Annotated in this window: 25 protein-coding genes and 2 tRNA genes; 13 read left to right on the plus strand and 14 right to left on the minus strand. The window is 72.6% G+C overall.

What is annotated here, in order from left to right:
• Positions 1-47: 47 nt before the first annotated feature.
• Positions 48-719: an enoyl-CoA hydratase-related protein gene (locus BS83_RS07010; RefSeq protein ID WP_037603015.1), complete on the minus strand. Its 672-nt coding sequence runs from the start codon at positions 717-719 to the stop codon at positions 48-50.
• Positions 720-826: 107 nt separating this feature from the next.
• Between BS83_RS07010 and BS83_RS07015 the strand changes: the two genes are divergently transcribed.
• Positions 827-1756: a glutaminase gene (locus BS83_RS07015; protein ID WP_037601980.1), complete on the plus strand. Its 930-nt coding sequence runs from the start codon at positions 827-829 to the stop codon at positions 1754-1756.
• 21 nt (positions 1757-1777) lie between these two features.
• On the opposite strand, the gene BS83_RS07020 is transcribed toward BS83_RS07015, so the two are convergent.
• Positions 1778-2254, minus strand: a complete 477-nt coding sequence (locus tag BS83_RS07020) for a hypothetical protein (RefSeq protein ID WP_037601982.1) — start codon at positions 2252-2254, stop codon at positions 1778-1780.
• A gap of 103 nt (positions 2255-2357) precedes the next feature.
• Between BS83_RS07020 and BS83_RS07025 the strand changes: the two genes are divergently transcribed.
• On the plus strand, positions 2358-3116 hold the full coding sequence (locus BS83_RS07025) for a methyltransferase domain-containing protein (RefSeq protein WP_037601984.1): 759 nt from the start codon (positions 2358-2360) through the stop codon (positions 3114-3116).
• 122 nt (positions 3117-3238) lie between these two features.
• Here BS83_RS07025 and BS83_RS07030 read toward each other — a convergent pair whose 3' ends face one another.
• Positions 3239-3895: an AfsR/SARP family transcriptional regulator gene (locus tag BS83_RS07030; protein WP_157596990.1), complete on the minus strand. Its 657-nt coding sequence runs from the start codon at positions 3893-3895 to the stop codon at positions 3239-3241.
• 206 nt (positions 3896-4101) lie between these two features.
• On the opposite strand from BS83_RS07030, the gene BS83_RS07035 reads away from it, so the two are divergent.
• A complete protein-coding gene (locus BS83_RS07035) occupies positions 4102-7086 on the plus strand; it encodes an AfsR/SARP family transcriptional regulator (RefSeq protein ID WP_037601987.1) in 2985 nt (994 codons plus the stop codon).
• Between the two features lie 82 nt (positions 7087-7168).
• Entirely contained in the window at positions 7169-7330 is a 162-nt protein-coding gene (locus BS83_RS45190) for a hypothetical protein (RefSeq protein ID WP_157596992.1), read from the plus strand.
• 167 nt (positions 7331-7497) lie between these two features.
• On the opposite strand, the gene BS83_RS07040 is transcribed toward BS83_RS45190, so the two are convergent.
• Together BS83_RS07040 and BS83_RS07045 are read right to left on the minus strand one after the other, a co-directional pair.
• On the minus strand, positions 7498-8817 hold the full coding sequence (locus tag BS83_RS07040; RefSeq protein ID WP_232248092.1) for an RNA polymerase sigma factor: 1320 nt from the start codon (positions 8815-8817) through the stop codon (positions 7498-7500).
• Positions 8814-9149, minus strand: coding sequence for a YciI family protein (locus BS83_RS07045; RefSeq protein WP_037601988.1), 336 nt, complete (start codon positions 9147-9149; stop codon positions 8814-8816). Before BS83_RS07045 ends, BS83_RS07040 begins: the two co-directional genes overlap by 4 nt.
• 200 nt (positions 9150-9349) lie before the next feature.
• On the opposite strand from BS83_RS07045, the gene BS83_RS07050 reads away from it, so the two are divergent.
• Both BS83_RS07050 and BS83_RS07055 read left to right on the plus strand, forming a co-directional pair.
• Entirely contained in the window at positions 9350-10540 is a 1191-nt protein-coding gene (locus tag BS83_RS07050; RefSeq protein WP_051942732.1) for an acyltransferase family protein, read from the plus strand.
• Positions 10541-10660: 120 nt separating this feature from the next.
• On the plus strand, positions 10661-11737 hold the full coding sequence (locus tag BS83_RS07055) for a S1C family serine protease (protein WP_051942733.1): 1077 nt from the start codon (positions 10661-10663) through the stop codon (positions 11735-11737).
• Between the two features lie 86 nt (positions 11738-11823).
• On the opposite strand, the gene BS83_RS07060 is transcribed toward BS83_RS07055, so the two are convergent.
• Positions 11824-11897, minus strand: a tRNA-Pro gene (locus tag BS83_RS07060).
• 132 nt (positions 11898-12029) lie between these two features.
• A tRNA-Pro gene (locus BS83_RS07065) sits at positions 12030-12103 on the minus strand.
• Between the two features lie 179 nt (positions 12104-12282).
• Between BS83_RS07065 and BS83_RS41505 the strand changes: the two genes are divergently transcribed.
• A complete protein-coding gene (locus BS83_RS41505; protein WP_051942734.1) occupies positions 12283-13302 on the plus strand; it encodes a LysR family transcriptional regulator in 1020 nt (339 codons plus the stop codon).
• Between the two features lie 37 nt (positions 13303-13339).
• Here the strand turns inward: BS83_RS41505 and BS83_RS07075 are convergent, their stop codons facing one another.
• The gene (locus BS83_RS07075; protein ID WP_037601990.1) at positions 13340-14299 is read right to left on the minus strand and encodes a metallophosphoesterase; all 960 of its coding nucleotides are present in this window, start codon (positions 14297-14299) and stop codon (positions 13340-13342) included.
• A 141-nt stretch (positions 14300-14440) separates the two neighbouring features.
• On the opposite strand from BS83_RS07075, the gene BS83_RS07080 reads away from it, so the two are divergent.
• Entirely contained in the window at positions 14441-14908 is a 468-nt protein-coding gene (locus BS83_RS07080) for a GatB/YqeY domain-containing protein (RefSeq protein ID WP_037601993.1), read from the plus strand.
• A gap of 118 nt (positions 14909-15026) precedes the next feature.
• On the opposite strand, the gene BS83_RS07085 is transcribed toward BS83_RS07080, so the two are convergent.
• Complete coding sequence (locus BS83_RS07085; RefSeq protein ID WP_037601995.1) at positions 15027-17291, minus strand: transglycosylase domain-containing protein; 2265 nt, start codon at positions 17289-17291, stop codon at positions 15027-15029.
• Between the two features lie 400 nt (positions 17292-17691).
• On the opposite strand from BS83_RS07085, the gene BS83_RS07090 reads away from it, so the two are divergent.
• Complete coding sequence (locus BS83_RS07090; protein WP_037601997.1) at positions 17692-18012, plus strand: WhiB family transcriptional regulator; 321 nt, start codon at positions 17692-17694, stop codon at positions 18010-18012.
• Between the two features lie 166 nt (positions 18013-18178).
• Here the strand turns inward: BS83_RS07090 and BS83_RS07095 are convergent, their stop codons facing one another.
• Both BS83_RS07095 and BS83_RS07100 read right to left on the minus strand, forming a co-directional pair.
• A complete protein-coding gene (locus tag BS83_RS07095; protein WP_037603028.1) occupies positions 18179-19312 on the minus strand; it encodes an ArsA family ATPase in 1134 nt (377 codons plus the stop codon).
• Between the two features lie 65 nt (positions 19313-19377).
• Positions 19378-20409: an ArsA-related P-loop ATPase gene (locus BS83_RS07100; RefSeq protein ID WP_037601999.1), complete on the minus strand. Its 1032-nt coding sequence runs from the start codon at positions 20407-20409 to the stop codon at positions 19378-19380.
• 95 nt (positions 20410-20504) lie between these two features.
• Between BS83_RS07100 and BS83_RS45195 the strand changes: the two genes are divergently transcribed.
• The 4 genes from BS83_RS45195 (at position 20505) to BS83_RS07115 (ending at position 22823) form a co-directional block, all read left to right on the plus strand.
• The gene (locus BS83_RS45195) at positions 20505-20660 is read left to right on the plus strand and encodes a DUF4177 domain-containing protein (protein ID WP_157596993.1); all 156 of its coding nucleotides are present in this window, start codon (positions 20505-20507) and stop codon (positions 20658-20660) included.
• Between the two features lie 5 nt (positions 20661-20665).
• A complete protein-coding gene (locus BS83_RS07105) occupies positions 20666-21130 on the plus strand; it encodes a RidA family protein (RefSeq protein ID WP_037602001.1) in 465 nt (154 codons plus the stop codon).
• 68 nt (positions 21131-21198) lie between these two features.
• Complete coding sequence (locus BS83_RS07110; RefSeq protein WP_051942735.1) at positions 21199-22056, plus strand: NUDIX hydrolase; 858 nt, start codon at positions 21199-21201, stop codon at positions 22054-22056.
• Positions 22053-22823 (plus strand): MBL fold metallo-hydrolase, encoded by a 771-nt coding sequence (locus tag BS83_RS07115; RefSeq protein WP_232248094.1) that lies wholly within the window; start codon positions 22053-22055, stop codon positions 22821-22823. Before BS83_RS07110 ends, BS83_RS07115 begins: the two co-directional genes overlap by 4 nt.
• Before the next feature lie 262 nt (positions 22824-23085).
• On the opposite strand, the gene BS83_RS07120 is transcribed toward BS83_RS07115, so the two are convergent.
• The 3 genes from BS83_RS07120 to BS83_RS07130 all read right to left on the minus strand — a co-directional run bounded on the left by BS83_RS07120 (position 23086) and on the right by BS83_RS07130 (position 25920).
• Positions 23086-23760, minus strand: coding sequence for a Crp/Fnr family transcriptional regulator (locus BS83_RS07120; protein WP_037602003.1), 675 nt, complete (start codon positions 23758-23760; stop codon positions 23086-23088).
• A 137-nt stretch (positions 23761-23897) separates the two neighbouring features.
• Positions 23898-25523 (minus strand): LCP family protein, encoded by a 1626-nt coding sequence (locus BS83_RS07125; protein WP_037602005.1) that lies wholly within the window; start codon positions 25521-25523, stop codon positions 23898-23900.
• Positions 25516-25920, minus strand: coding sequence for a DUF6542 domain-containing protein (locus BS83_RS07130; protein ID WP_198035157.1), 405 nt, complete (start codon positions 25918-25920; stop codon positions 25516-25518). The genes BS83_RS07125 and BS83_RS07130 overlap by 8 nt, the downstream gene beginning before the upstream one ends.
• Positions 25921-26107: the final 187 nt, after the last annotated feature.

Here is a 26107-nt window from a genome sequence, read left to right on the forward strand (position 1 = left end):
CGACGGGGCTCCGGGGTGACGGGCCGCCACCCCGGAGGCGGTCGGTCTCAGCCGAGCGGGACGTCCTTCTCGCGCAGCGCCTCCAGCGCCGTCGCGTACATCCGCTCCTTGATCGTGCCGACGGTCCGGCCCGCCTTGGCCGCGTGGGGGCGGGCCAGCTCGATCGCGGCCTGGCGCAGCCCCGCCTCGTCCGCCGTCGCGTCGACGATCCCGGCGGCGTGCGCGTCGACGCCGCCGTAGCGGTGCGCGGTGACCATCGCCTCGTGGGCGGTCCGCGCGGTCAGCCGGGACTGGATCAGCGCCGACATGCCCGTGGTGAAGGGGATGTTGATCTCGGCCTCGGGCAGGCACCAGAAGCCGCGGTCGGCGCGCATGATCCGGAAGTCGTGGGTCAGCGAGAGCATCGCGCCCGCGGCGTAGGTGTGGCCCTGCAGGGCGGCGACCGTGACGAACGGCAGCGTCAGCACGCGGGCGAAGAGGGTCTGGACGCTCTCCACGTAGGAGCCGGCCTGGTCGCCGTGGGCGAAGAGCCAGTCCAGGTCGAGCCCGTTGGAGAAGAACTTGCCCGTCGCGGTCGTGACCAGGGCCTTCGGGCCGTCCGCGCCCTCGACCTCGTCGAGCAGGCCGTTGACGGCGACCAGCCAGTCGGGGTGGAAGCGGTTCTCGGTGTCGCCGAGGTCGAGAACGAAGACGTCCGCGTCGCGGCCGAGCGTGGGCATGGGCATGAGCTTCTCCTCGTTTGCTACCGGCTGGTAACTATGCCGTATGTCATAGCCCGTGGGAAGCCCCCTCGCGGCTCCCGAGCCGCGCCCGCCTCTCCGCCAGAATGACCCCCGTGGACTTGGACTACCAGCAGCTGCTCGACGCCTCCCTGGACGCCGCCCGCCGCACCGCCGGCGCGGGCAAGGTCGCCGACTACATCCCCGCGCTCGCCCGCGAGGACCCGGACGCCTTCGGGATGGCCCTGGCCAGCGTCGAGGGCGAGGTCTACGGCGTGGGCGACTGGCAACGGCCGTTCTCCGTCCAGAGCATCTCCAAGCTGTTCACGCTCACGCTGGTGATGGCCCGCGGCGGCTACGACGTCTGGCAGCGGGTTGGCCGGGAGCCCTCGGGAAACCCGTTCAACTCGCTGGTCCAGCTGGAGACCGAGCACGGCATCCCGCGCAACCCGTTCATCAACGCGGGCGCCATCGTGATGACCGACCACCTGCACAGCCTCACCGACGGTCAGGCCGCCGAGACCGTCCGCGCGTTCCTGCGCGCCGAGGCGGGCAACCCGTCGCTGGGCACCGACCCCGAGGTGGCCGCCTCGGAGGCCGAACACGGCCACCGCAACGCCGCGCTGGCGCACTTCATCGCCAGCCACGGCAATCTCGTCAACCCGGTCGAGACGGTCCTCTCCGAGTACTACGCGCACTGCGCGATCGAGGCCTCCTGCGAGGACCTGGCCCGCGTCGGCCTGGTCCTGGCCCGGCACGGCCTCCGCGCCGACGGTTCCCGCCTGCTCTCGCGCAGCGAGGCGAAGCGCATCAACGCGATCCTGCTGACCTGCGGCACCTACGACGCCGCCGGCGAGTTCGCCTACCGGGTCGGCCTCCCCGGCAAGAGCGGCGTCGGCGGCGGCATCCTCGCCGTCCTCCCCGGCCGCGCGGCGATCTGCGCGTGGAGCCCCGGCCTCGACCCGGCCGGCAACTCCGTCGCGGCCGTGGCCGCGCTGGACGCCTTCACCACGCTGTCGGGGCTCTCGGTGTTCTGACCGCCGCGTGACCGCTGTCGCTCAGCGGTCGCCGGTGGTCCCGTCGGGGAGCGAGTCGGCGAGATACGCGTCCAGGTCGGGCACCTCGGGCGCGAACACGTGACGCACCCACGCGTTGCGCTCGTGCACGACCGGCGGCAGTTCGTAGACGCAGCCGACGAGCGGCTGATCCAGCTTCATGAAGTGGGTCGGATCCTTGTCGGGGCACCCGAGGAACGGTTGCCCCGCACTGGCGCAGCCGAGCCAGAGGGCGTTGCCCCAGTACCAGCTGTACACGTTGAGGTAGGCCGCGCCGTCCCCTCCCCTGTGGAGGACGGCGAAGCCACCCGGCGTCGTGTCGTCGACCGGCGGAAGCAGTCTCGGCAGGATCGCGAGGGCAGCGTCCTCGATCTCCGCCTCGATCGGCTCCGGGAACGGCGTGACGTGGTACCGCTTGACGAACCGCCCAGCGATCTCGACGGGCGGACGGACGGTGAGTCGCTTCTCCTGGAAAGCCATGACCGCACCGTAAGCCGGGTCTCCTGACACCCTCTGTCAGCGAATGCGAACGGGCCGGTTGCACCCAGCCCCTGAGGGTGCGCCGGGCGGCGATACTTCGTTCATGAAGCGTTCGTTCGAAGAGTTGGTCGCCGAGGCCGACGCCGTGTCGGTGGCCGGCTGGGACTTCTCCTGGCTGGACGGCCGGGCCACGGAGGAGCGTCCGTCCTGGGGGTACCAGCGGCTGCTCGGCGCGCGGCTCGCCCGCGCCTCCGCCGCGCTCGACATCCAGACCGGCGGCGGCGAGGTGCTGGCCGGAGCGGCGAGCGTCTTTCCGGCGACGACGGTGGCCACGGAGTCGTGGCCGCCGAACGTGGCGAAGGCGACCGCGCTGCTCCACCCGCGCGGGGTCGTCGTGGTCGCGGACCCCGACGAGCCGCCGCTGCCCTTCGCCGACGGGGCGTTCGACCTGGTCAGCTCGCGTCATCCGGCGTCGGTGCGGTGGAGCGAGATCGCCAGGGTGCTCTGCGCGGGCGGCGTGTACTTCGCCCAGCACGTCGGTCCGGCGACGTCCTGGGAGCTCGTCGAGTACTTCCTCGGCCCGCAGCCGACCGCCCGTCACTCCCGGCATCCGGACCTGGAGACCGCGCAGGCCCGTGCCGCGGGCCTGGAGGTGGTGGACGTCCGCACGGAGCGGCTGCGGATGGAGTTCCACGACATCGGCGCGGTCGTGTACTTCCTGCGCAAGGTCATCTGGACGGTGCCCGACTTCTCGGTCGAGCGCTACCGCGACCGTCTGCGCGCACTGGATCGGCAGATTCGGTCGGAGGGCGTCTTCGTCGCGCATTCCACGCGCACGCTTATCGAAGCGCGAAAAGCCTGATCGGCCTGATCGTGCGAGCGATCGACCAGGCTGGTCGATCGCTCGCACGATCAGGCCGAGTTCCGGGCGGCTCCCCTGAGCGCCCCCCGAGCGCCCTGGGGAGCCGAGCCCGGATCCGCCGCTCAGCGCCGGAGCAAGCGCAGTCGACGGAGCATGACGGAGGCCTCGTCATGCAGGTCCCAGAGCCGGATCCGCTCCCACTCCGCGAACGGCCCGGGGACGCCCTGGAGCGGAGCGCCCCGCCAACGCCCGAGGGCGTCGTCCAGCAGCAGCTCGGCGGCGTCGGGGTCGATCCCCACCAACACCCGCGCGTCGCCGATCGCGTGCTCGAAAGCGATGGCGTCCACCAGGATCGGGCTGATCGCCAGTCGGTAGCCGCCGCCGGTCGACCGCAGGGCGCCCCCGTCGCCCGTGCGGCGCAGGAGTCGCCGCACACGCGCGGCGAGCACGTGCAGCTCCTCCTCCAGGGGTCCGGCCTCCCCCTCGGCGACCGGACCCGCGATCCCCTCGACCAGCTCCCCGACCGACACCTCCATGCCGGCCCGCAGGGCCAGCATGGTCAGCAGCGCCTGCTGCACGGGCGTCCCCGGGAACAACGGGCAGCCCCTGTCCCACGCCCGCACCGGACCGAGCAGTGAGATCTCCACCCCGTGCCTTCCCTGTCCGGCGGCCCCCCGGGCAACCGACCGGATCCAGGGCGTGCGGGCCTCGTCGTGGCCGGACTCGGCCGTACTCGACGTGGGCCTGGTGCGCGGGAGTTCGAGGATGCTGCTCGTCATGGTCCTGTTCGCTCTGCGTCGTCGGCGGGACGTTCCCCCTCCTCGGGGCTGCCACGACAGAGCCTGGCAGGGCCCGATACACAACGGATCAACGCCGGAGAGCCGCACGAAAGGGGTATTCCTTCGCACACTGGTGCTACCCTCCGAGGCGCAGTACGGGGAGCAGGCGTCGCAGGTGGACGCGCGCGGATGACCGGGGGACTCACATGTCCGGGTCGGAAGGATCGGCGGGCAAGGAGCTGGAGTTCGCCCTGCTCGGCGAGGTCGTGGTGCGACGCGACGGCGAGCCGCTCAACGCCGGTTCACCGCAGCAGCGCGCCGTGCTCGTCCGGCTGCTGCTGGCGGAGGGCAAGGCCGTCCCCGCCCAGGAGCTCGTGGACGCCATCTGGGGCGAGGGTTCGCCCGCCCGCGCCGTCGGCACCGTCCGCACCTACGTCTCGCGCCTGCGCACCCTGCTGGCCCCCGAGGCGGCCGGTCGGGACCGCGTGGGCCTGCTGGTGTCCGTCGGCGACGGCTACGCACTGCGGCTGCCCGCACTCTGCACCACGGACGTGGGCGATTTCGAGCGCCTGACCGAGGCGGGCGCGGCGGCCCGCACCGCCGGGGACGCGGCGCGCGCCGCGACCCTGCTCACGCAGGCCCTGGCCCTGTGGGGCGGCGAACCGCTGGCCGGCGTGCCGGGTCCCTTCGCCGAGCGCGAGCGCGACCGGTTGGCCCAGGCCAGGCTGACCGCACTGGAGTCGCTCGCGGGCGCGGAGGCCGACAACGGCAACCACGACCAGGTGCTGGCCCTGCTGGGCCCGCTCGTCGCCGAACACCCCCTGCGCGAACGGCCGCGCGCCGCGTTGATGCTCGCCCTCTACCGCAGCGGGCGGCAGGCCGAGGCGCTCGCCCTCTTCGACGCGGGCCGACGCCTGCTGATCGACGAACTCGGCATCGAGCCCGGTCCCGAGCTCACCGACCTGCAGCGGCGCATCCTCGCCGGTGACCCCGGCCTGCTCGCGACGGAGGGCGCACAGCCGGGCGACGCCGGGGCCGAAGAACCCGAGCCCGACCCGATCCCCGCCCAACTGCCGAGCGACACCCTCGATTTCACCGGACGCACGGCTCTGGTCGACAGCATCTGCCACTCGCTCTCCACCGCGGCCGAACGCTCGGCCGTCACCCTGCACGGCCTCTCCGGCATCGGCGGCGTCGGCAAGACCACCCTGGCCGTCCGCATCGCCCACCGCGCCCGCGCGGCCTTCCCCGACGGCCAGCTCTACGCGGAGCTCAGCGGAACCTCACCGGCCCCCGCCGACCCGGCGGCGGTGCTCGGCGACTTCCTGCTGGCCCTCGGCGTGCCCGCCGCCCAGCTGCCCGACGCCACCGCCCAGCGAGCCGCGCTGCTCCGTTCCCGGCTGGCCGACCGGCGGGTGCTGATCGTGCTGGACAACGCGAGGGACGCGGCGCAGATCCTCCCGCTCATCCCCGGCACACCGGGCAGTGCGGTCCTGGTCACCAGCCGTGCCCGGCTGGTGGGCATCCCCGGCGCGCTGCTCACGGAGCTGACCGCGCTGGAGGAGCTGGAGGCGCTGGAACTCCTGGCGGCCGTGGCCGGCTTCGCCCGGGTGGCGGCGGAGGGCGCGGCCGCCGCGGAACTGGTCGCCGCCTGCGCGCACCTGCCGCTCGCCGTCCGGATCGTCGCCTCCCGCCTGGCCACCAGGCCCCGCTGGACCGTGGCCTCGCTGCTGGACCGGCTCCGCGACGAGCAGCGCCGCCTCGCCGAACTGCGGGTGGGCGACCTCGCGGTGGAGTCCACCTTCGAGCTGGGCTACCGGCTGCTGAGCGAACGGCAGGCGTGGGCGTTCCGGATGCTCTCCGTCCCCGCCGTCTCCTGGTTCTCCCTCTCGGCGGCGGCCGCGGTGCTCGAACTGCCGCTGGCGGAGGCGGAGATCCTGACGGAGTCCCTGGTCGACTCCGGCCTGCTGGAGGCCGAGTCTGCGGGCCGCTACCGCTACCACGACCTGGTCCGCGTCTTCGCCCGCGCGCGGGCCCGGGCGTCCGAGCCCGAGCAGGTGCGCTCGGCGGCGGTGCTGCGGCTGTTGGAGCAGCAGCTGGAGTACGTCTGCGCGGCCTGGCGTGCCGCCAACGAACAGGCACCGCTCAGCTGGCGCCTCCACCCGCCCCGTCCCGGCGCGGACGAGGAGGCGACCCGCTTCGGCGACGGCGCGCTGGAGTGGGTCACCCTGCGCGGCGACCGCACCGTGCTGCACGAACTCGCCCAGCAGATCCTCCGCGTCGAACCCCGGCTCGGCATGCGCCCGCTGGTCGACCTCCTGCTCGCCTGGGTCTGGCTCTTCGAGGACGAGTCCGCGGGCCCGGGCCTGCGCGACATCCTCCCCTCGGCGACGCTGGCCGCCGAACGCACCCACGACCCCCGCGCCCTCTCCCGCCTTCGCTACCTCACCGGCCTCCGCCACTCCCTGGCCGGCCGCGTCGCCGAGGCCGAGTCGGAGTTCCGCGCGGCGCTGCGGCTGCTGCCGGGCGACGAGAGCCTGGAGATCCGCTACACGCTGGTCGCCGAACTGGCCGTGAACCTGAACGCGGCAGGCCGCGCCGAGGAGGCGCTGGAGCACCTGCGGCTGGCCCGCAGTCTCGCCGCCCGGCTGGGCAACGTGGCCGACGAGGCCCGCCTGCTGGGCAACATCGCGCGCGGCGAGCTCACGGCGGGCCGACCGGAGCCTGCAAGGCGGGCGGCGGAGGAGGGTCTGACGACCGCGCTGAACTCCGGCAGCCGCCGGTCCGAGGCGGACGCCCGCTACCAACTGGGAATCGTGCTCAGCAGCTCCGGGGACACCGGTGCGGCCGTGGCGCACTTCGCCGAGGCGTTGGCCCTCTACCGCGCCCAACAGCGGCTCGGCCTGGAGGCGTTGGTCCTGGCGCGGCTGGCGCACTGCCGGCTCGACCTGGGCGAGGCCAGGGCCGCCCAGGAGCTCGCCGCCAGGGCCCTGGACCTGCTGGACGCGTCCGAGCTGCACTACCACCTGTCGCTGGCGCGTTGGGCGATGGGAAGGGCGTTGCTGGCGTTGGGAGACGCGCACAGGGCGGCGGACCATCTGACCCTGGCGCGGGACGGCTTCCAGCGGCTCGGAGCCCCCGAGGCGGCGGAGGTCAGGGGCGTGCAGCTCGTCGCCGGCCTCGTTGATTGAATGTTGACCCTGACCCGCGAAGATACGCCCTGGCCGAGCGCGTCTCGGCCGTCGATGACGTGAGCACCTTGAGAGGAACAGCATGAGCACGCCGGAGCAGCCGCAGCAGTCCGACCAGACCGAGGCCGTCGCGGCCCCCGTCACCGCCGACGACGCGGTCGCGGTCGACCCCACGACGGACCCGACCGCCCCGCCGCGCAAGCCGGGCACGGTCAGCCCCAACGAGGTCCGCACCCAGCCCTGACGGGGGCGGTGCCACCTCTGACGCCCGGCGCGCTCGCGTCCGGGCGTCACGTCGTTCCGGCACCCGTCACCATTGTTGGTAGCACCGCCGGGGTCACCTGCTGTGAACCCCTCGGGCGCGGACGGTAGCCCACAACATTATGTGTGCGCACGCGAACAGACGAGGCATCAGCCCTGCGGGGATCCAGGCGGCCCTCCGTTGTCCTCCTCCTCGGCCCGGACCAGCAGTGCCGCGCGTTCGGACGCGCTGTGGGTGCGGGCCGCCGCCTCGCGGAAGAGGGCGGCCGCGCGGGGGTGGTCGCCGGTGCGGGCGGTGAGGTCGGCCTCGACGGCCAGGGCCGGCGGGTAGTCGTCCAGGGCGTGGCCGTCCTGGCCGCGCGCCGCGGCGAGGAGCGCGAGGCCGGAGCGGGGGCCGTGGGCGAAGCCGTGGGCCACGGCCCGGTTCAGCTCCACGACCGGGCTCGGCTGGCGCTGCGCCAGCTCGTCGTAGAGGGAGGCGATCCGGGGCCAGTCGGTGTCCGCCATGGCCGGCGCCGCGGCATGGCAGGCGGCGATGCGGGCCTGGAGCAGGTACGGGCCGTCGAGCGGGCCCGGCTCCAGCCGGGACAGGATGCCGATCGCCTCGCCGATCGCCGCATGGTCCCAGCGGGCACGGTCCTGGTCCTCCAGGGAGACCAGCCTGCCGTCCGCGTCGCGGCGGGTGGCGCGGCGCGAGTGCTGCAGCAGGAAGAGCGCGAGCAGCGCGGACGTCTCCGACGGCTCGGGCAGCAGCCGCGACAGCAGGCGCGCCAGCCGGATCGCCTCCTCGGCGAACGCCGGTTCGCCGTCCGGGTTGTAGCCGTGGGTGAAGAGCAGGTAGAGCACCGCGAGCACCCCGGGCAGTCGCTCGGCGAGCTGCTCGCCGCCGGGGACCCGGTAGGGGATGCCCGCCTGCGCGATCTTCGTCTTGGCGCGGGTCAGCCGACGGGTCATGGTGGACTCGCTGACCAGCAGCGCCCGTGCGATGTCCGCCGTCGGCACCGCACAGATCGTCCGCAGCGTCAGCGCGACCTGGGCCTCCAGCCCCAACGCCGGGTGGCAGCAGGTGAAGAGGAGCCGCAGCCGGTCGTCGACGAGCTCGCCGCCCGCCGCGTCCCCGGCCGGCGCCTCGGTGGCGGCGGTCAGCGCCAGCACCGCCACCTCGCGCAGCTTCCGCCGCTCGACCGTCGCGCGCCGCAGCAGGTCCAGGGCCCGGTTGCGGGCCACGGTCATCAGCCAGCCGCCGGGATTCGCGGGCACGCCGTCGACCGGCCAGCGCACCAGCGCCTGGGCCAGGGCGTCCTGCGCGCAGTCCTCGGCCAGCGTCCAGTCACCGGTGATCCGGATCAGCGCGGCGACGATCCGCGGATACCCCTCTGCGGCGACGTCCGCCGCGACGCCCGCCGCACCCGCCGCGGACGCGGCGGTCCCCCGCACCGCCGCGTCCGTTCCGTGAAGAGGGTCGCTCACTGCTCGAAATCGGCCAGGGGGCGGATCTCGATGCGTCCGCCACGGGCCATCGGATGAGTCCGGGCGACCTCGATCGCCTCGTCGAGGTCGGCGCACTCCAGCAGGTCGAAGCCGCAGATGACCTCCTTGGTCTCCGCGAAGGGCCCGTCCGAGACCAGCAGCTCCCCCTTGCGCACGCGCACGGTCGTCGCCGTCGACTTCGGCGCCAGCACCATGCCCTGCAGCCGCCGACCGGCCGCGTCGTTCTTCTCGACCCACTCGTCGATGTCCGGAATGTTCTCGGTGTCGGGGTCACGGTCGGGGTCGCTGCAGACGAACATCATGTACTTCATCGCGTGGGTCTCCTCGGTGGGGTCTCTCGGTACTGTCTCTGGGTTCTGTCTCCCTGTGCACCACTGTGACGATCGGGGCGGCCGCGTCCGGACAACACCCGCGAAGATTTTTTCCGGGCCTCTGTGAGTAGTCTGTGGGCTGGTCGCCGGCCGAGGACAGGCATACGCGCGTCCCCCCACCCACTGCCCCCGGAGACCTCATGCGCAGGCTGACCCACGCCGAGTTCCTGGCTCTGCGGCGGTTCGACGCCCTCGACGGCCTCCGGGCCCTCGCCGCGCTGATCGTGGTCTTCTACCACACCGGCGGTCCGCAGAGCCGGTTCCTCTCCGGCTGGATCGGGGTGCACGTCTTCTTCGTGGTCTCCGGCTTCCTGATCACCACGCTGATGCTGCGTGAGCACGACAGGAACGGCCGCATCTCGCTGCGCGACTTCTACCTGCGCCGGGCCTTCCGGATCATGCCGCTGTACTACCTGGTCCTCGGCCTCAGCGTGCTCAGCGTCTACGGGCAGCGCGGCGAATGGCCCGCGATGCGGCAGCACCTGCCGCACTTCCTGCTCTTCATGAACGAGTACCACCTCCCGCCGCGGGTGGCGTACCTGCACACCTGGACCATCGGCATCGAGTGGAAGTTCTACCTGGTCTGGCCGCTGCTGCTGGTGGCGGTGACCGCCGTCTCGCGGCACCTGCGCATCCCGCTGGCGCTGCTCGTCGCCGCGCTGGCACTGGTCCCCTACACCACGACCTGGGCCGGCATGGGCGTGCACTACGCGGTCCTGCTCACCGGCGCGCTGCTCGCCCTGGTCCTGCACACCCGGCGCGGATTCGCGCTGCTCAGCCCGCTGACCCACCCGCTGGTCGCGCTGGCCGTCACGGCGGGCTTCCTGGTCCTGCACGCCGAGATCCCCGACCTGGTCGCGCACTTCCACGGCGACCAGCCCCCGGTGCTCATCTACGGCGTGGGCGTCGCCCTGCTGCTGCCGGGCCTGCTGGCACCCGGCCCGGGCCGCTGGCTGCTCTCGCGGCGACCGCTCGTCCTGATCGGCGAACGCTCCTACGGGCTCTACCTGGTCCAGGGCCTCGCCGCGGCCCTCGCCGTCGTCCTGGTGCCGTCCCTCCCGCACCCCGCTCCGCTCTTCGCCACCGTCGTGGCGCTGCTCTCGTTGGCCGTCGCGGACCTGCTCCACACCCGGGTGGAGTCCCCGATGATCGCCATGGGCCGACGCCTGATCAGGAAGCTGGCCGGGCCCGCCCCGACGCCCGCCCCGACGCCCGCCCCGACGCCCGCCTCCGGCCGTCCCGGCGGTCCAGGCCTTCCCGACCGGGCCTCGGTGGCTCCGGCCCGGGCGACCTCCGCAGCCGAGCCCGCCAAGGCCTCCCACAGCGCCTGAGGCCCCGGACCGCTGGTCCGGATTGCATGAGAATGCCCTTCAAATCCCCCCGGGCGCGCGTGGCGGCGGCACGGACCGGGCACACGTCGGACGAGGGAGCGCCGAGCACGAGGAGGCGCCATGAGGACGAGCGTCCTTGGACTCACGACCTGCGCGGTCGCCCTGTCCTGCGCGATCGCCGGGTGCACGTTCACGCCGTCGGCGGTCTCCCACGCGAGGTCGCCGGGGCCGTCCGCGCCCGCCACGCCGACCAAGGCGGGCAAGCTGTCCCTCGCCCAGGTCGCGGCGGGCAGCGTCGACCTCGTGAGCGAGCAGGGTCTGCAGGGGACGGAGGCCGCGGGCACCGGGATCGTGCTCACCCCGGACGGCGAGGTCCTCACCAACAACCACGTCATCAGCGGCGCGACCTCGCTGACCGCCGTGGACATCGGCAACGGCCACAGCTACACCGCGTCCGTCGTCGGCTACGACCGCAGCCACGACCTGGCGCTCGTGCAGTTGCACGGGGCCTCGGGCCTGCAGACGCTGTCCCTGGCCGCCAACACGCGGGTGGCCGTCGGCGAGGCGGTGACCGCCCTGGGCAACGCCGGCGGACGCGGCGGCGCGCCGAGCACCGCTGCCGGCTCGGTCACGGCGCTCAACCGGCGCATCGTCGCGACGGACGAGTTCAGCGGCAGCTCCGAGCAGCTGAGCGGACTGATCCAGGTCGACGCGCCGATCGAGGCCGGGGACTCGGGCGGCCCGCTGGTCGACTCCTCGGGCCAGGTCATCGGCATCGACACCGCGGCCTCGGTCGGCTACCGCTTCCAGTCGGCACCGGTCGAAGGCTTCGCGGTTCCGGCCGCCCGGGCCAAGTCGGTGGCCGACGCCATCGCCGCGGGCCGCGCGTCGGCGACCGTGCACATCGGCGCGACCGCATGGCTGGGGGTGGCCGTCGGCAGCCCCGACGCGGCCTCGGCCGCGACGAGTGGCGCCGCGATCGTCCAGGTCGTCCCCGACTCGCCCGCCGACCGTCTGGGCCTGGTCGCCGACGACGTGGTCACCTCGGTCGACGGCGTGGGCGTCGGCGACCCGAACGCCCTGACCACGCTCCTGGACCGCCACCACCCCGGTGACACCGTCAAGGTCGGCTGGACCGACACCAGCGGCCAACCCCAGTCCGCCGACTGCCCACTCGGCACCGGCCCGGCCGGCTGAGCCGGCGCGGCCGCGGGCTGCGGGCCGCGTACGACAGGAGGCCCTGCCGATGCTCTCGGCAGGGCCTCCGGCCTTGCGTTACCCAGTCGGGGTGGCGGGATTTGAACCCACGACCTCTTCGTCCCGAACGAAGCGCGCTACCAAGCTGCGCTACACCCCGATGCAACGACACGTACTCTACCCGACCCGAGGGCCCCGTTCGCCGCGCTCGCTCCCGGCCCGATCCACAGGGGTGGACGCAGTGAGGGCGGCCTTCCTGTCGGAAGGCCGCCCTCAGCAGCTGTTTCATCAGTCGGGGTGGCGGGATTTGAACCCACGACCTCTTCGTCCCGAACGAAGCGCGCTACCAAGCTGCGCTACACCCCGATGCAACGAGCTTTACTGTAGCGGACCTCCCCCCGATGGACGAAATCCGATTCCGCAGGCAGGCGGCGTGCGGTGGAGAAGGGGCCGGGCGGGCGTGGCGTCGGGTGTTCAGGGGTTGTTCGTTCCGACGGGTGGGCGCTTCATGCCGAGACGGCATGACCGAGTCCTAAGATGGACGCATGTCCGAGCTGCGCCGCCTGCGTTACTTCCTGGCCGTCGCCGAGGAGCGGAACTTCACCCGCGCCGCCGAGCGCCTGCACATCGCGCAGCCCGCGCTGAGTCGGCAGGTGCGGGAGCTGGAGCGGGAGCTCGGCGTGGAGCTGCTGGCGCGGACCACCCACAAGGTCGAGCCCACCGAGGCCGGGCGGATGCTGCTGGAGCGCGGGCCCGCGCTGCTGGAGGCGGCGGACAGCCTGTGGCGGGGCGTGCGGGCCTTCGCCGACGGGCGGCTCGGCAGCGTCAGTCTCGGCTACGGCATGAGTGCCGGGTACGAGACCGCGCCGCAGCTATTGCTGGCGATGAGCGAGGAGGCCCCGGGGATCGAGGTCTCCGCACGGGTGATGGCCTTCGCCGACATCGTGGACTCCGTCGCCGCAGGGACGCTCGACGTCGGCATCGTGCGCTCGGCCCAGCGGGACACGCTGCCCGACGTGCAGCTGACGCTGCTGCGCCGGGAGCGGCAGGGCGTCATCATCAGCCGGGACCACCCGCTCGTCCAGGGCGGCGTCGAGAGCATCGACCCGGCCCAGCTGGACGGCCTGAAGCTGCTGCTGCACCCGCGCGCGCACAACCCCGGCCACTACGACGAGATCATGGAGATCTGCGCGAGCGCCGGCGCGCGGCCCGAGGTGCTCTACCGGGGCCTGGACTTCGACGCCTCCTACACGCCGGTCGCCTCCGGCGCGGCCGTGACCATGGTCGGCCTCTCCGGCCGGATCGGCCTGCCCAGCGGACTGATCTGGCTGCCGGTGACGCCGCCCGCGTACATCGAGGTGCATCTCGTGACCCGCGGCACCAGCCACTCGCCGGCCGTCAACCGGCTGCTGCGCGTCGCCGAGCAGACCAGCACCCGGCACCGCTGGCTGGACGGCTCACTCGACGGCGCGAGCAGCGACGGCCGGCGCGGCGGCGCGGTCGGGGTGGACGTCGGCGCGATCGACGGCGCCTACGAGGTGAGCTCGCGGCGGCCGGACGCCTGACCCGGGCGCCCGGACCGTTCGTCGGCGGCGCGGGGCGTCAGCCCCGGTCGCGGGGCGTCAGGGTCAGCAGGGTCGCCTCCGGCGGGCAGGCGAAGCGGACCGGGGTGTAGCGGTTGGTGCCGCAGCCCGCGGAGACGTGCAGGTAGGCCTGCCGACCGCCTGCGGCGTGGCGGGAGAGGCCCTTGACCCGGCGGCGGTCGATGTCGCAGTTGGTCACCAGCGCCCCGTAGAAGGGGACGCACAGCTGGCCGCCGTGGGTGTGCCCGGCGAGCACCAGCGGATAGCCGTCCGCCGCGAAGGCGTCCAGGACCCGCAGGTACGGCGCGTGCACGACGCCGAAGGAGACGTCCGCGTCGGGGGAGGGCCCGCCGGCGACCTCGTTGTAGCGGTCGCGCCGGATGTGCGGGTCGTCCAGCCCGGTCAGCTCCAGCTCCAGGCCGTTGACCTTGAGCTGCCCGCGCCGGTTGGTGAGGTTCAGCCAGCCCGCCGCGTCGAAGCCGTCGCGCAGGTCCGTCCACGGGTTGTGGACGGCGCCGTCGATGCCCCTGCGGGCGCTGCCGTCGGCGTTGTTCATGCCGTGGTTGCCGGAGAACATCGCCGACAGGTACCGGGTCGGGCTCTTGGGCTGCGGGCCGTAGTAGTCGTTCGAGCCGAAGACGTACGCGCCGGGGAAGTCCATGAGCGGACCGAGCGCGTCCAGTGTCTGCGGCACCGCCTCCGGGTCGGAGAGGTTGTCGCCCGTGTTGATCACCAGGTCCGGACGGAGCGCCGCGAGGCCGCCCAGCCAGACCTGCTTCTTGCGCTGCCCGTTGACCATGTGGATGTCGGAGACCTGCAGCACGCGCATCGGCTTGGCCCCCGGCGGCAGCACCGGCGCCTCGACCCGCCGCAGTCGGAAGGACCGCACCTCGTACCCGGCGGCATAGCCGACACAGGCCGCGCCGACGGCGGCGGTGACTCCCAGGGCCTTCAGCGGAACGGCGTAACGGGTGCGCATCCGTACATGGTGGCAGACGCCCGGACGGACGCGTACGGCGAGGTCGGCGGGGGCGGCCCCGAGGCGACGGGAGAGGGGACAGGAGGGGACGGCGCGGTTATTCGGGGCGGAGGGGAGCCGGGAGGTGACAGACTGGGCGGCATGACCAGCAAGCTCAAGCAGCAGCTCCAGGAGGACCTCACCGCCGCGATCCGCGCCCGTGACGAGCTCCGTTCCGGCACGATCCGGCTGACCCTCACCGCCATCACCAAGGAGGAGGTGGCCGGCACCTCCGCGCGCGAGCTCAGCGACGCCGAGGTGCTCCAGGTGATCACCCGTGAGGCGAAGAAGCGCAGGGAGGCCGCCGAGGCCTTCGAGCAGGGCGGCCGTGCCGAGTCGGCCCAGCGCGAGCGGGCGGAGGGCGAACTGCTGGCGGAGTACCTGCCGAAGCAGCTCACCGACGAGGAGCTCACTGCGATCGTCGCGGACGCCGTCGCCGAGGCCAAGGCCTCCGGCGCGGAGGGCCCGCGGGCGATGGGCGCGGTCATGAAGATCGTCAACCCCAAGGTCTCCGGCCTGGCCGAGGGCGGCCGCGTCGCGGCCCTCGTCAAGCAGGCCCTGGCCGGCTGACGCCGGCTCACCTCTCCACTTCCGACCTGACGCCCCCAGGGCGCCGGACACGACGAAGGCCCGGCCGATCGGCCGGGCCTTCGTCGTGCGCGTGGACGGTGGGGGCGGTGCGGCGGGGTCAGTGGCCGCCGGCGCCGCCGTTGCCCTTGCCGCCGCCGGCGACGCCGACCCAGCCGGTGCCGCCGAAGACCGTGCCGTTCGTGCCTCCCGGCTGGCCGCCGTTCTGACCGCCGGCCTGGCCGGCCGTCTGGCCGCCGTTCTGACCGGGCTTGCCCTTCTTCGCCTTGTCGCTGGAGGGCGCCTTCGGCAGCGACACGGTGTTGAAGTAGCCGAAGGGGACCCCGGAGAGCGCGTCACCCATGGCGTCGTGCCAGATCGGGCCGGCGACGGTGGAGCCGAAGGCGGGCGAGATGATGCGACCGCCGATCGGCTGCTCCGACAGCGAGGTCTGGTTGGCGGTGTCGCTGACCACGACGGCGCCGGAGATCTCCGGGGTGAACCCGACGAACCACACCTGCTTGTGCTCGTTGGTGGTACCCGTCTTGCCCGCGCTCGGGCGGTTGTCGGAGAAGCCGTCCTGGGCGCCGGTGCCGTCCTCGACCACGCCCTTGAGCATCGTGGTCACCGAGTCGGCGGTGCTCTGCTGCATCACCTGCTGGCAGTTGGCCTGCGGCACGGCAAGCGTCTTGTGGTCGGCCGTGGAGACCGAGGCGATCGCGGTCGGCGTGCAGTACAGGCCTCGCGCGGCGAAGGTCGCGTAGACGTTCGCCATCTCCAGCGGTGTGAGGCTGTTGGTGCCGAGGGTCAGCGACTGGACCTGGGCGATCGGCAGCAGGTTCCCGTCCTTGCCGTAGGTCGCCTGGGTGGTGATGCCGAGCTTGTTCATCATGTGCACGACGTTGCAGAGCCCGGCGTCCCGCTCCAGCGGCACGAAGTAGGTGTTCACCGACTTCTTCATGGCGTCGACCATGTTGAACGGACCCTTCAGGTCCGTGGAGTCGTTGGTGTCCGGCGGGTTGTCGGACGCGAGCAGCGTGTTGCCGTTGCAGTCCGTCATCTCCGGGTACGGCTCGGAGTACGGGGACGGGTAGACCTTGTCCATGCCGATGCCCTGCTCCATCGCCGCCGCGGCGGTGATCGGCTTGAACGTCGAACCGGTCGGGAAACCGCCGCCGCCGCCCATGGTGCGGTCGACGTTGTAGTTCAGCGTGGTGATCGCGTTGCTCGTGCCGACGCCGTACGGGCGGCTCTGGCCCATGGCCAGGATCTGGCCGGTGCCGGGCTGGACCATGGTCATGGCCGTCGCGGCCCGCTCGTCCGCGTGGACGTGCGAGGTCACCGAGTCGTAGACGGCCTTCTGGGCCTTCGGGTCGAGCGTGGTGTGGATCTGCAGACCGCCCTTGTCCCAGAGCGCCTGCCGGTCCACGGTCGTCTTACCGAAGGCCGGGTCCTTGAGGATGATGTGCTCGACGTAGTCGCAGAAGAAGGCCTCGCCGTACTGCTTGGCGGTGATGCAGCCCTCCTGCGCCTTGTGCGGCTTCAGCCCGAGCGGCAGCGCCTGCGCGGCCTTGGACTGCGCGGCCGTGATGCTGCCGTACTCCGCCATCTTCTCCAGCACGACGTTCCGTCGCTTGAGCGCGACGTCCGGGTACAGGATCGGGTCGTAGTAGGTCGGCGACTGCACCATGCCGGCGAGCACCGCGGCCTGCTGCACCTTCAACTGGCCGGCGTGCACGCCGAAGTAGCGCTCGCTGGCAGCTTCGATGCCGTAGGCCTGCTCGCCGAAGAAGGTGATGTTGAGGTAGTTGGTGAGGATCTGGTCCTTGGTCAGGGTCTCCTCGACCTTGATCGCGTACTTCAGCTCCTGGATCTTGCGGCCGATGGTCTGCCGCTGCGCCTCCAGCACCTTGGCCTGGTCGTTGCCGGCCTCTTCGACGAAGACGTTCTTCACGTACTGCTGGGTCAGCGTCGAACCACCCTGGACCGAGCCGCCGCTGCTGTTCTGGGTCAGCGCGCGCAGGGTGCCCTTCAGGTCGATGGCGCCGTGCTGGTAGAAGCGGTTGTCCTCGATGTCGACCAGCGCCTGGCGCATCACCGGGGCGATCTGGCTCTCCGGGACGACGGTGCGGTCGCGCGAGTAGACCTTGGCGATGACGTTGTTGTCACGGTCGTAGATGTACGACGCCTGCGACAGTGGCGGGGCGGTGAACGCGTCCGGGATGTTGTTGAAGTCGTTGACGGCGGACTTCGCGCCCAGGCCGAGTGCACCGACGGCAGGCAGGGCCAGACCGGCGACCAGGCCGCCGGCCAGCACGCTCGCACCCAGCAGTCGGGCTCCTAGCGAGATCTGCTGCATGGGGGACACGTTGCGCTTCGCTGCCATGGCAGAACCTTACGCGGCGTTCCTCGGACAGGCGGCCAGGTGTTCGCCTACTCTTGTCACAAGCGTGCGACAAGTTGCTGTGCGCCCGTTCGATTCACTCTTGTGGGTGATGAGAGATGACCGAATCGTGGGTATATGGGTGGCATATGCCAGCCGTATGGCCCCGAGTGGCCGCACGGAACGGAGGGAGTGGGTCCCCGAAGCCCGCTCCGTGCCCGCTCACCTGCGCTCACTCCAACGGGTGATCTCCTGAGCACGCATAGTCCAAATGGGCCATAAGGATTGGGCCCCGGGGGGGCTGTTGCAACGCCCACTTCTTCCGTAACGTCCTCAACTGGCAACGGCATATTCGCCGTTACCGCCGTGGGGGAGCCTCGATTCGGGAGAGGACGGCGCCAGCATGAGCTGGGTTGAGGACTGGAGTGCGCAGGCCGCCTGCCGCACCAGCGATCCGGACGAACTGTTCGTCCAGGGGGCGGCACAGAACCGCGCGAAGGCGGTGTGCACGGGATGCCCGGTGCGCACGGAGTGCCTGGCCGATGCGTTGGACAATCGCGTCGAGTTCGGCGTGTGGGGGGGTATGACCGAGCGCGAGCGCAGAGCGCTGCTGCGGCGGAGGCCCACGGTGGTCTCCTGGCGGCGACTGCTCGAGACGGCGCGCACGGAGTACGAGCAGAGCTACGCCGTCTGCGACGCGGTCGACTTCGCCGAAGCAGGCTGAGCCTTCCGGCACGCGAGTGCCGTCGGGGCGCGAGGCTCTGGTGACATGCGGCTCCGCCGAGTGGGCGCGAGAAACCACCGGCATGCGGATGGCCCTGCACGTTCGGTGACTCACCACGCAGGGTGGCTTGTCGCGCAGTTCCTCGCGCCCCCGGGCAGAGCGCAGCTCACTCGCCGGTGAGAAGTGAGCCGACTTCGCGAAGGCCGTCGAGGTCGTGGACGTCGCCGGCCAGGGCGGAGACCTCGGCCACGCGGACGTCCGGGTAGACGGACACGAAGCGGTCCCGCATGCGGCGCTCGCGGGTGATCACCTGCATGCGCTCCGCATGGAGCCGCAGCAGGCCGGCGGCCAGCTGTTCGCCGTCGCCCGGAGGGCCGTCGTCGAGGGCCTCGGCCGCCGCGCGGGCGCGGTCCGCGCTGAGCTGGGGCGCGCCCGTGTGGTGGACCCGGTTGAGGACGAGGCCGGCCAGCGGCATCCGGTCGGCCTCCAGACGGTCGACGAAGTACGCCGCCTCCCGCAGTGCGTCCCGCTCCGGCGCGGCGACGACCAGGAACGCCGTGCCCTTCGCCTGCAGCAGCGCGTACGTCCGGTCCGCGCGCTCGCGGAAGCCGCCGAACATGGAGTCCATCGCCGCGACGAAGGTCGAGACGTCCTGCAGCACGTTCGCGCCCAGCACCTTGCTGAGCACGCCGGTGAACATCGTCATGCCGACGTTCAGCATCTTCATCGCGCTGCGCCCGCCCACCTTCGCCGGAGCGGTCAGCACCTTGATCAGCCGGCCGTCCAGGAAGGAGCCGAGCCGGTTCGGCGCGTCCAGGAAGTCCAGCGCGGAGCGGCTCGGCGGGGTGTCCACGACGATCAGGTCCCACTCGCCGGTGGCGTGCAGCTGCCCCAGCTTCTCCATCGCCATGTACTCCTGCGTGCCGGCGAAGCCGGAGGAGAGCGACTGGTAGAAGGGGTTCTCCATGATCTGCCGGGCCCGCTCGGGGTCGGCGTGGGCGAGCACGACCTCGTCGAAGGTCCGCTTCATGTCCAGCATCATGGCCTGCAGTTCGCCCGAGCCGCCGACCCCCTTGACCACCCTGGGGGTGTTGTCCAGCTCGGTCAGGCCCATCGACTGGGCCAGCCGTCGCGCCGGGTCGATGGTCAGCACGACGACCTTGCGACCGCGCTCCGCCGCCCGCAGGCCCAGCGCCGCCGCGGTGGTCGTCTTGCCGACGCCGCCGGAGCCGCAGCAGACGATGATGCGGGTGCCGCGGTCGTCCAGCAGCGCGTCCACGTCGAGCCGACGCGACGTCAGCGCGTCGGCCCCGTGCCCGTTCCCGTGGTTGCCGCCCTGTCCGTGGCCGTTCCCCTGACCGCCGCTCACGCCGCCCCCTGGTTCCGCAGTTCCGCCGCCAGACGGTAGAGGCCGCCGAGGTCCACCCCGCCCGCCAGCTGCGGCAGTTCGTAGGTGGGCAGCTTCAATCCCTGGATGTCCACCCGCTGTTCCCGCTCCAGTTCCACCCGTGCGGCGTGCTCGCGGCCCTGCGCCAGCAGCGGGCCGACCAGCTTGCGCACCGCGGGGCCGGGGCCGCTCGCGCTGCTGGACCGGCGTCCGCCCAGCCCGGCCTCGGTCAGCGCCAGGGCCAGCTCCTCCTCGTGCTCGCCCTCGGCCGCCAGCACGGCGGCCGCGTCCAGCACCGGCGGCCGGACCATGTTCACGAAGACCCCGCCCACCGGCAGCTTCGCCGCCTGGAGGTCAGCTATCCCGTCCACGGTCTCCTGGACCGGCATCTCCTCCAGCAGGGTGACCATGTGGACGGCCGTCTCGGGGGACTGGATCACCCGCATGACCGCCTGCGACTGGGTGTAGATCGGCCCCATCCTGGCCAGCCCGGCGACCTCGGTGTTGATGTTGAGGAAGCGGGTGACCCGGCCGGTCGGCGGCGCGTCCATCACCACCGCGTCGTACACGCGTCGCCCGTCCGGGCGACGCCGCCGCACCGCCTCGCAGGCCTTGCCGGTCAGCAGTACGTCCCGGAGCCCGGGCGCGATCGTCGTCGCGAAGTCGATGAAGCCGAGCTTGCGCAGGGCCTTCCCGGCGCGCCCGAGCTTGTAGAACATCTCCAGGTACTCCAGCAGCGCCTGCTCGATGTCGATCGCCAGCGCGTACACCTCGCCGTGGCCCCGGCCGCCGGCGACCTTGCGCTCCTCGTAGGGCAGCGCCGCGATCCCGAACAGCTCGGCGATGCCCTGGCGCTCCTCGACCTCGACCAGCAGCGTCCGGCGGCCCTCCTTGGCCAACGCCAGGGCGAGCGCGGCGGCGACCGTCGTCTTGCCGGTGCCGCCCTTGCCGCTGACGACGTGAAGGCGGACGCCCTCCCAGTCCGGTCCTGCGGGTGGGGCTGCGGGCATGCGGCGTGCCTCCCTGCACTGTCGGTCCTCGTCCGGTCCTCGTCCTGCCGAGCGTAACCGGTAGCCGTGCGGCGGACGGGCTAGAGTCCAGTGTCATGACCAAGTGGGAATACGTGACGGTGCCGCTGCTGGTGCACGCGACCAAGCAGATCCTCGACACCTGGGGCGAGGACGGCTGGGAGCTCGTCCAGGTCGTGCCCGGGCCGAACAACCCGGAGCAGCTGGTGGCGTACCTGAAGCGGGAGAAGTAAGAGCGATGAGCAAGGTTGAGAGCCGCCTGGCCGAACTGGGTCTGACGCTGCCCGAGGTCGTCCCGCCGCTGGCGGCGTACGTCCCGGCCGTGCAGACCGGCGAGTTCGTCTACACCTCCGGCCAGCTGCCGATGGTGGCCGGCAAGCTGGGCCTGACCGGCAAGGTCGGCGCCGAGGTCACCGCCGAGGAGGCCAAGGAACAGGCGAAGATCTGCGCGATCAACGCCCTGGCCGCCGTGAAGTCGGTGATCGGCGACCTCGACCGCATCGAGCGCGTCGTCAAGGTCGTCGGCTTCGTCGCCTCCGCCCCCGACTTCACCGGCCAGCCCGGCGTCGTCAACGGCGCGAGCGAGTTCCTGGGCGAGGTCCTGGGCGAGGCGGGCGTCCACGCCCGCAGCGCGGTCGGCGTCGCGGTGCTGCCGCTGGACGCGCCGGTCGAGGTGGAGATCCAGGTCAGGGTCCGCGGCTGACCCGCGCCTGACCCCTGGCCCCCGGGGCTGCTGTGTGCATTTCGCGTCCTGCGCCGTACGATCCGGCCATGAGTGATCGACTCCCGTCCAACTGGGCGGACCGGATCGCGGCGCAGGCGCGCGGCGAGCTGACGCCCGTCGAACCGCGACGCGCAGCGACGGTGGTGCTGCTGCGTTCCCGCCCGGAGGGCACCGAGGCGTACCTGCTGCGCCGCCGCGCCTCCATGGCCTTCGCGGGCGGCGCGTACGCCTACCCCGGCGGCGCCGTGGACCCCCGCGACAGCGTGCCGGAGATCGGCTGGGCCGGCCCGGACGCGGCGGCCTGGGGCGAGCGGCTGGGCGTCGCGCCGGACGAGGCGCGCGCCGTGGTCTGCGCGGCGGTACGGGAGACCTTCGAGGAGTCCGGCGTGCTGCTGGCCGGTCCGGACGCGTCCTCCGTGGTCGCGGACGTCTCCGGCGAGGAGTGGCGCACGGCGCGGGCCGCGCTGGAGGCGCACGAGCTCTCCTTCGGCGAGTTCCTCGCCAAGCGCGGCCTGGTGCTGCGCAGCGACCTGCTGGGCGCGTGGTCGCGCTGGATCACCCCGGCGTTCGAGGAGCGCCGCTACGACACCTGGTTCTTCGTCGCGACCGTCCCAGAGGGCCAGCGCACGGCCGAGGTCCCCGGCGAGGCGGACCGGGTGGTCTGGATGACGCCGACGGAGGCCGTGGCCCACCACGCGGCGGGCGAGTTCTTCATGCTGCCGCCGACCATCACCACCCTGCGCGAGCTGGAGTCCTTCGCGTCGCCCGAGGCCGTGCTGGCGGCGGCGGACGAGCGCCAGGTCCGGCCGATCCTGGCCGAGGCGACGGTGCGGGAGGACGGCGGCTTCGTGATCACCTGGCCGGGCCATCCCGGCCTCACGCTGCAGGGCGGCGGCCCGTCGTGATCACCGAGCGGGCGGCCCTGGTCCTGGCCCCCAACCCGTCGCCGATGACCCTGGAGGGCACCAACACCTGGATCCTGGCCGAGCCGGGTTCCACGCAGGCGGTGGTCGTCGACCCGGGCCCGCTGGACGAGGGCCATCTGGCGGCGGTCCTGGCCGCGGTCGAGGCCCGAGGCTGCCGGGTCGCGGCGACGCTGCTGACCCACGGGCACCCGGACCACGCGGAGGGCGCGGAGCGCTTCGCCGCCCTGTCGGGCAGCGGGGTGCGGGCCCTCGACCCGGCCCTGCGGCTGGGCGAGGAGGGCCTCTCCGACGGCGACGTGCTGGAGTACGGCGGCCTGGAGGTCCGCGTCGTCGGCACACCGGGGCACACCTCGGACTCGCTCTGCTTCACGCTTCCCGCGGACGGCGCGGTCCTGACCGGCGACACGGTCCTGGGCCGCGGCACGACGGTCGTGGCCCACCCCGACGGGCGTCTGGGCGACTACCTCGACTCCCTCCGCCGCCTGCGCGCGCTGGCCGCGGACCGGGACGTGACGACGATCCTCCCGGGCCACGGCCCGGTCCTCTCGGACGCGCTCGGCGCGGTGGAGTACTACCTCGCCCACAGGGAGAACCGCCTCGCGCAGGTCGCCGCCGCGGTCGCCGCCGGCGCCAGGACCCCTGCGGAGGTCGTCGCCACGGTCTACGCCGACGTCGACCGCGCGCTCTGGCCCGCGGCGGAATGGTCCGTCCGCGCCCAACTGGAGTACCTCCGCACCCAGGGGTGACTTGCACCCCGCCCAGCGGCGCGAGGTTCTGCACGCGAGGAACCCGGCAAGCGCCTGCAGGGGCGCGGGGAACTGCGCGAGCAACCGCCGTGCGCGGATGGCCCTGCGCGTTGAGGACCATCCGCTCATCAGTGGCTTGTCGCGCGGTTCCCCGCGCCCCTGAGGTGTTGCAACTTCCCTATGCCGAGACGTGCCGCGCAGCTCCTCGCGCCCCTGTGAGGCGGTGCAACTGCGCCGCTGTCGCGGAGCGTGCCTCGCGGGGTCAGCGGGAGCGGCGGGCGAGGCGTTCGACGTCGAGGAGGATCACGGCGCGAGCCTCCAGGCGGAGCCACCCGCGCTGGGCGAAGTCGGCCAGCGCCTTGTTCACCGTCTCGCGGGACGCGCCGACCAGCTGGGCCAGCTCCTCCTGGGTGAGGTCGTGCACCACGTGGATGCCCTCGTCCGAGGGGACGCCGAACCGCCGGGAGAGGTCGAGCAGCGCCTTGGCCACGCGGCCGGGGACGTCGGAGAAGACCAGGTCGGACATGACGTCGTTGGTCCGGCGCAGGCGGCGCGCGATCGCGCGGAGCAGGGCGATGGCGACCTCGGGGCGGGTCGTCAGCCACGGCTGCAGATCGCCGTGGCCGAGGCCGAGCAGCTTGACCTCGGTCAGCGCCGAGGCGGTCGCCGTGCGCGGTCCAGGGTCGAAGAGCGACAGCTCACCGATCATCTCGCTGGGGCCCACCACCGCGAGCATGTTCTCGCGGCCGTCGGCCGAAGCGCGGTGCAGCTTCACCTTGCCCTCGACGATGACGTACAGCCGGTCACCCGGGTCGCCCTCGTGGAACAGCGACTCGCCACGCCCGAGCGTCGTCTCCGTCATGGAGGCGCGCAGCTCGGCGGCCTGCTCGTCGTCCAGCGCGGTGAAGAGCGGTGCCCGCCGCAGAACGTCGTCCACTCGGTCCTCCTAGTCGGCCGTGCAGGCTTGAGGTGCGATCCCCATCATGCCCGACCGGGAAACAGTGCGATCAATCACAACAAGTGTGTCTTACGGGTTTCCCGATCTCCTAACGGGGTGCGGTGTGAGTTGTGGGATCAGTCCACACAGGGGATCCCCCGGCCCATCTCGACGGCCGACCCTTGGAAGGGAATGCTCGAACCGGGCGTCGCGTCCGGCGTGCCGGATCCCCCGCCCACGCCGCCTTCCCCGGCCCCGGCCCCTGCTCCCGTCCCGGTTCCGGCCGAGCCGCCCGCCGCCGCGGCGCCCGTGGGGGCGTCCTTGCCGAGGATCACCTCGACGTGGCCCGCCGCCACCGCGCCCGACGCGGTCGGCGCCGTGACGCCGGCGCCCAGCTTCGCGGCCACCTCCGCGGCGGCCTTCTCCGCGCCCGCGCCGTAGCGGACCACGGTGTGCGTGCGGGGGGCCGCGTTGCCGGTGCGGCCTGCCGTCCAGCCCGCGTCGACCAGGGCCTTCTGCTGCTCGGCGGCCAGACCGGTGAGACCCGAGCCGTTGAGCACGTCGACCGTGGCCGGTGCGACGGGCGTCCCCGGCGCGGCCGGCGCCGGGGTTCGGGCCGGGGTGGAGGGGGTCGGCTCGGGGCTCGGGTCGTGGCTGGTGAGCCGTTCGATGATGCGCTGGATCTGGGCGGCGTCGACGAGGTTCACCGACTCGCCGTTGCGGGTGGCGAAGCCCTGGATCGGCAGGGTGTTGAAGACGACGTTCCCGCCGGTCAGGTTGGGCACCTGCTGGGCGAAGTCGAGGATGTTCCACTGCGAGTCGAGGACGACGTCCTTCTTCACGACGTCCAGGAGCCCCTGCATCTTGCCCAGGTCGCCGAAGAGGCCCTGCTGCTTCAGCTTGTACATCACCGAGGAGATGAAGGCCTGCTGCCGGTGGGTGCGGTCCAGGTCGCCGTTGGTGAGGTTGTGCCGCTGCCGGACGAAGGCGAGGGCCTGGGCGGCGTTCAGGGTGTTGTAGCCGGCGTGGAAGTCCGCGCCGGAGCCCTGGCCGGCCATCGCCGGGTCCTTGGTGGCGTGCTTGAGGCAGACCGTGACCGGCTGTACGACCTTGGCGATGTCGTAGAAGCCGAGCAGGTTGACCTCGGCGAAGTGGTCGATGCGGATGCCGAGGAACTGCTGCACCGTGGCCAGCGTCGCCTCGCGGCCGGCCTCCCTGCTCTGCTGCTCCAGATCGGCGCCGGTCACGCCCGCCGCCTTGAGCCTGGGCTCGGCGGCGGCCTTGGCGAGGCCGTAGGCCTCCTTGATCTTGTGGTGGCCCTGCGAGCTGCCGTCCCCGTTGAGCGTCTCCACGTAGTCGTCGCGCGGGACGGAGAAGGCCTGCACCTTTCCGCCGTTGGCGGGGATGTGCAGCATGATCAGCGTGTTGGTGTTGTAGCCGCCGATGTCGCTGGAACCGGCGTGCAGGTCCTGTTCGACGAACTGCTTCGGCAGGTCGTTGCCGTTCATGTCCTTGCGGCTGTCGAGGCCGATCAGCAGCAGGTTGATGGAGTTGTCGAGCTTCGGCGGGGCGTGCCGCTGGGCGATGGCCAGCGCGTCGGAGGTGTTGAGGCCGTCCACCAGTGAGTTGTAGGTGAACCAGGAGACGCCGCTGATCAGCAGCACGCCGGCCGAGGCGGTCGCCACCGCGACGCGCCCGGCCTTGAGCAGCGGCGGCGTCGCCGGCGGGCGTCCCACCACACGGCCGCGTGGGCGTTCAGCCATGGTGGCTCCTTCGCGGAACGGGAACCTGCCGGGCCTCCGCCGTGCGGGCGGCCCCGGCGGAGCGCCGCGCGGTGCGGCCCACCAGCCACCGCCGCAGGCCGAGCGCGGCGACGGCGGCGAGCACGGAGAAGAACATCACAGGGAAGCCCTTCACGGCCCAGGTGAGCAGCGTGGTGGCCAGCTTGGTGCCGGAGAGGGCCACGTCGTGGAAGAGCAGCTGGGTCACCGCCGTGACGCCCGCGACGACCAGCGGCGGTGCGGGCAGCACCCACCACAGTCCGTGGCGCGACGTCAGCAGCGCGGCCCACGCGGAGGCGAGCACCGTGCAGAGGGCGAAGACGGGGCCGAGCGGGGAGCCGATCAGCTCGTCCACGAGCGCGCCGAGGACCGGCAGCACCGTCAGCACCCACCGGGCACGCGGCCGGACCGGGGGTCGCGCCGCCGGCCGTGCGGAAGGACCGCCGGGCCGACGCTCGGGCTGACGGCGCGTCGGAGCCGCCGGCCGGGACGGCCCGGACCCGGAGGACGCCGATCGAGCCGACGCGGACCGGGGCCGACGGGCCGACTCGGGCTGCGGCTCAGCC

The organism is Streptacidiphilus rugosus AM-16 (genome assembly GCF_000744655.1).
Lineage (GTDB): Bacteria > Actinomycetota > Actinomycetes > Streptomycetales > Streptomycetaceae > Streptacidiphilus > Streptacidiphilus rugosus.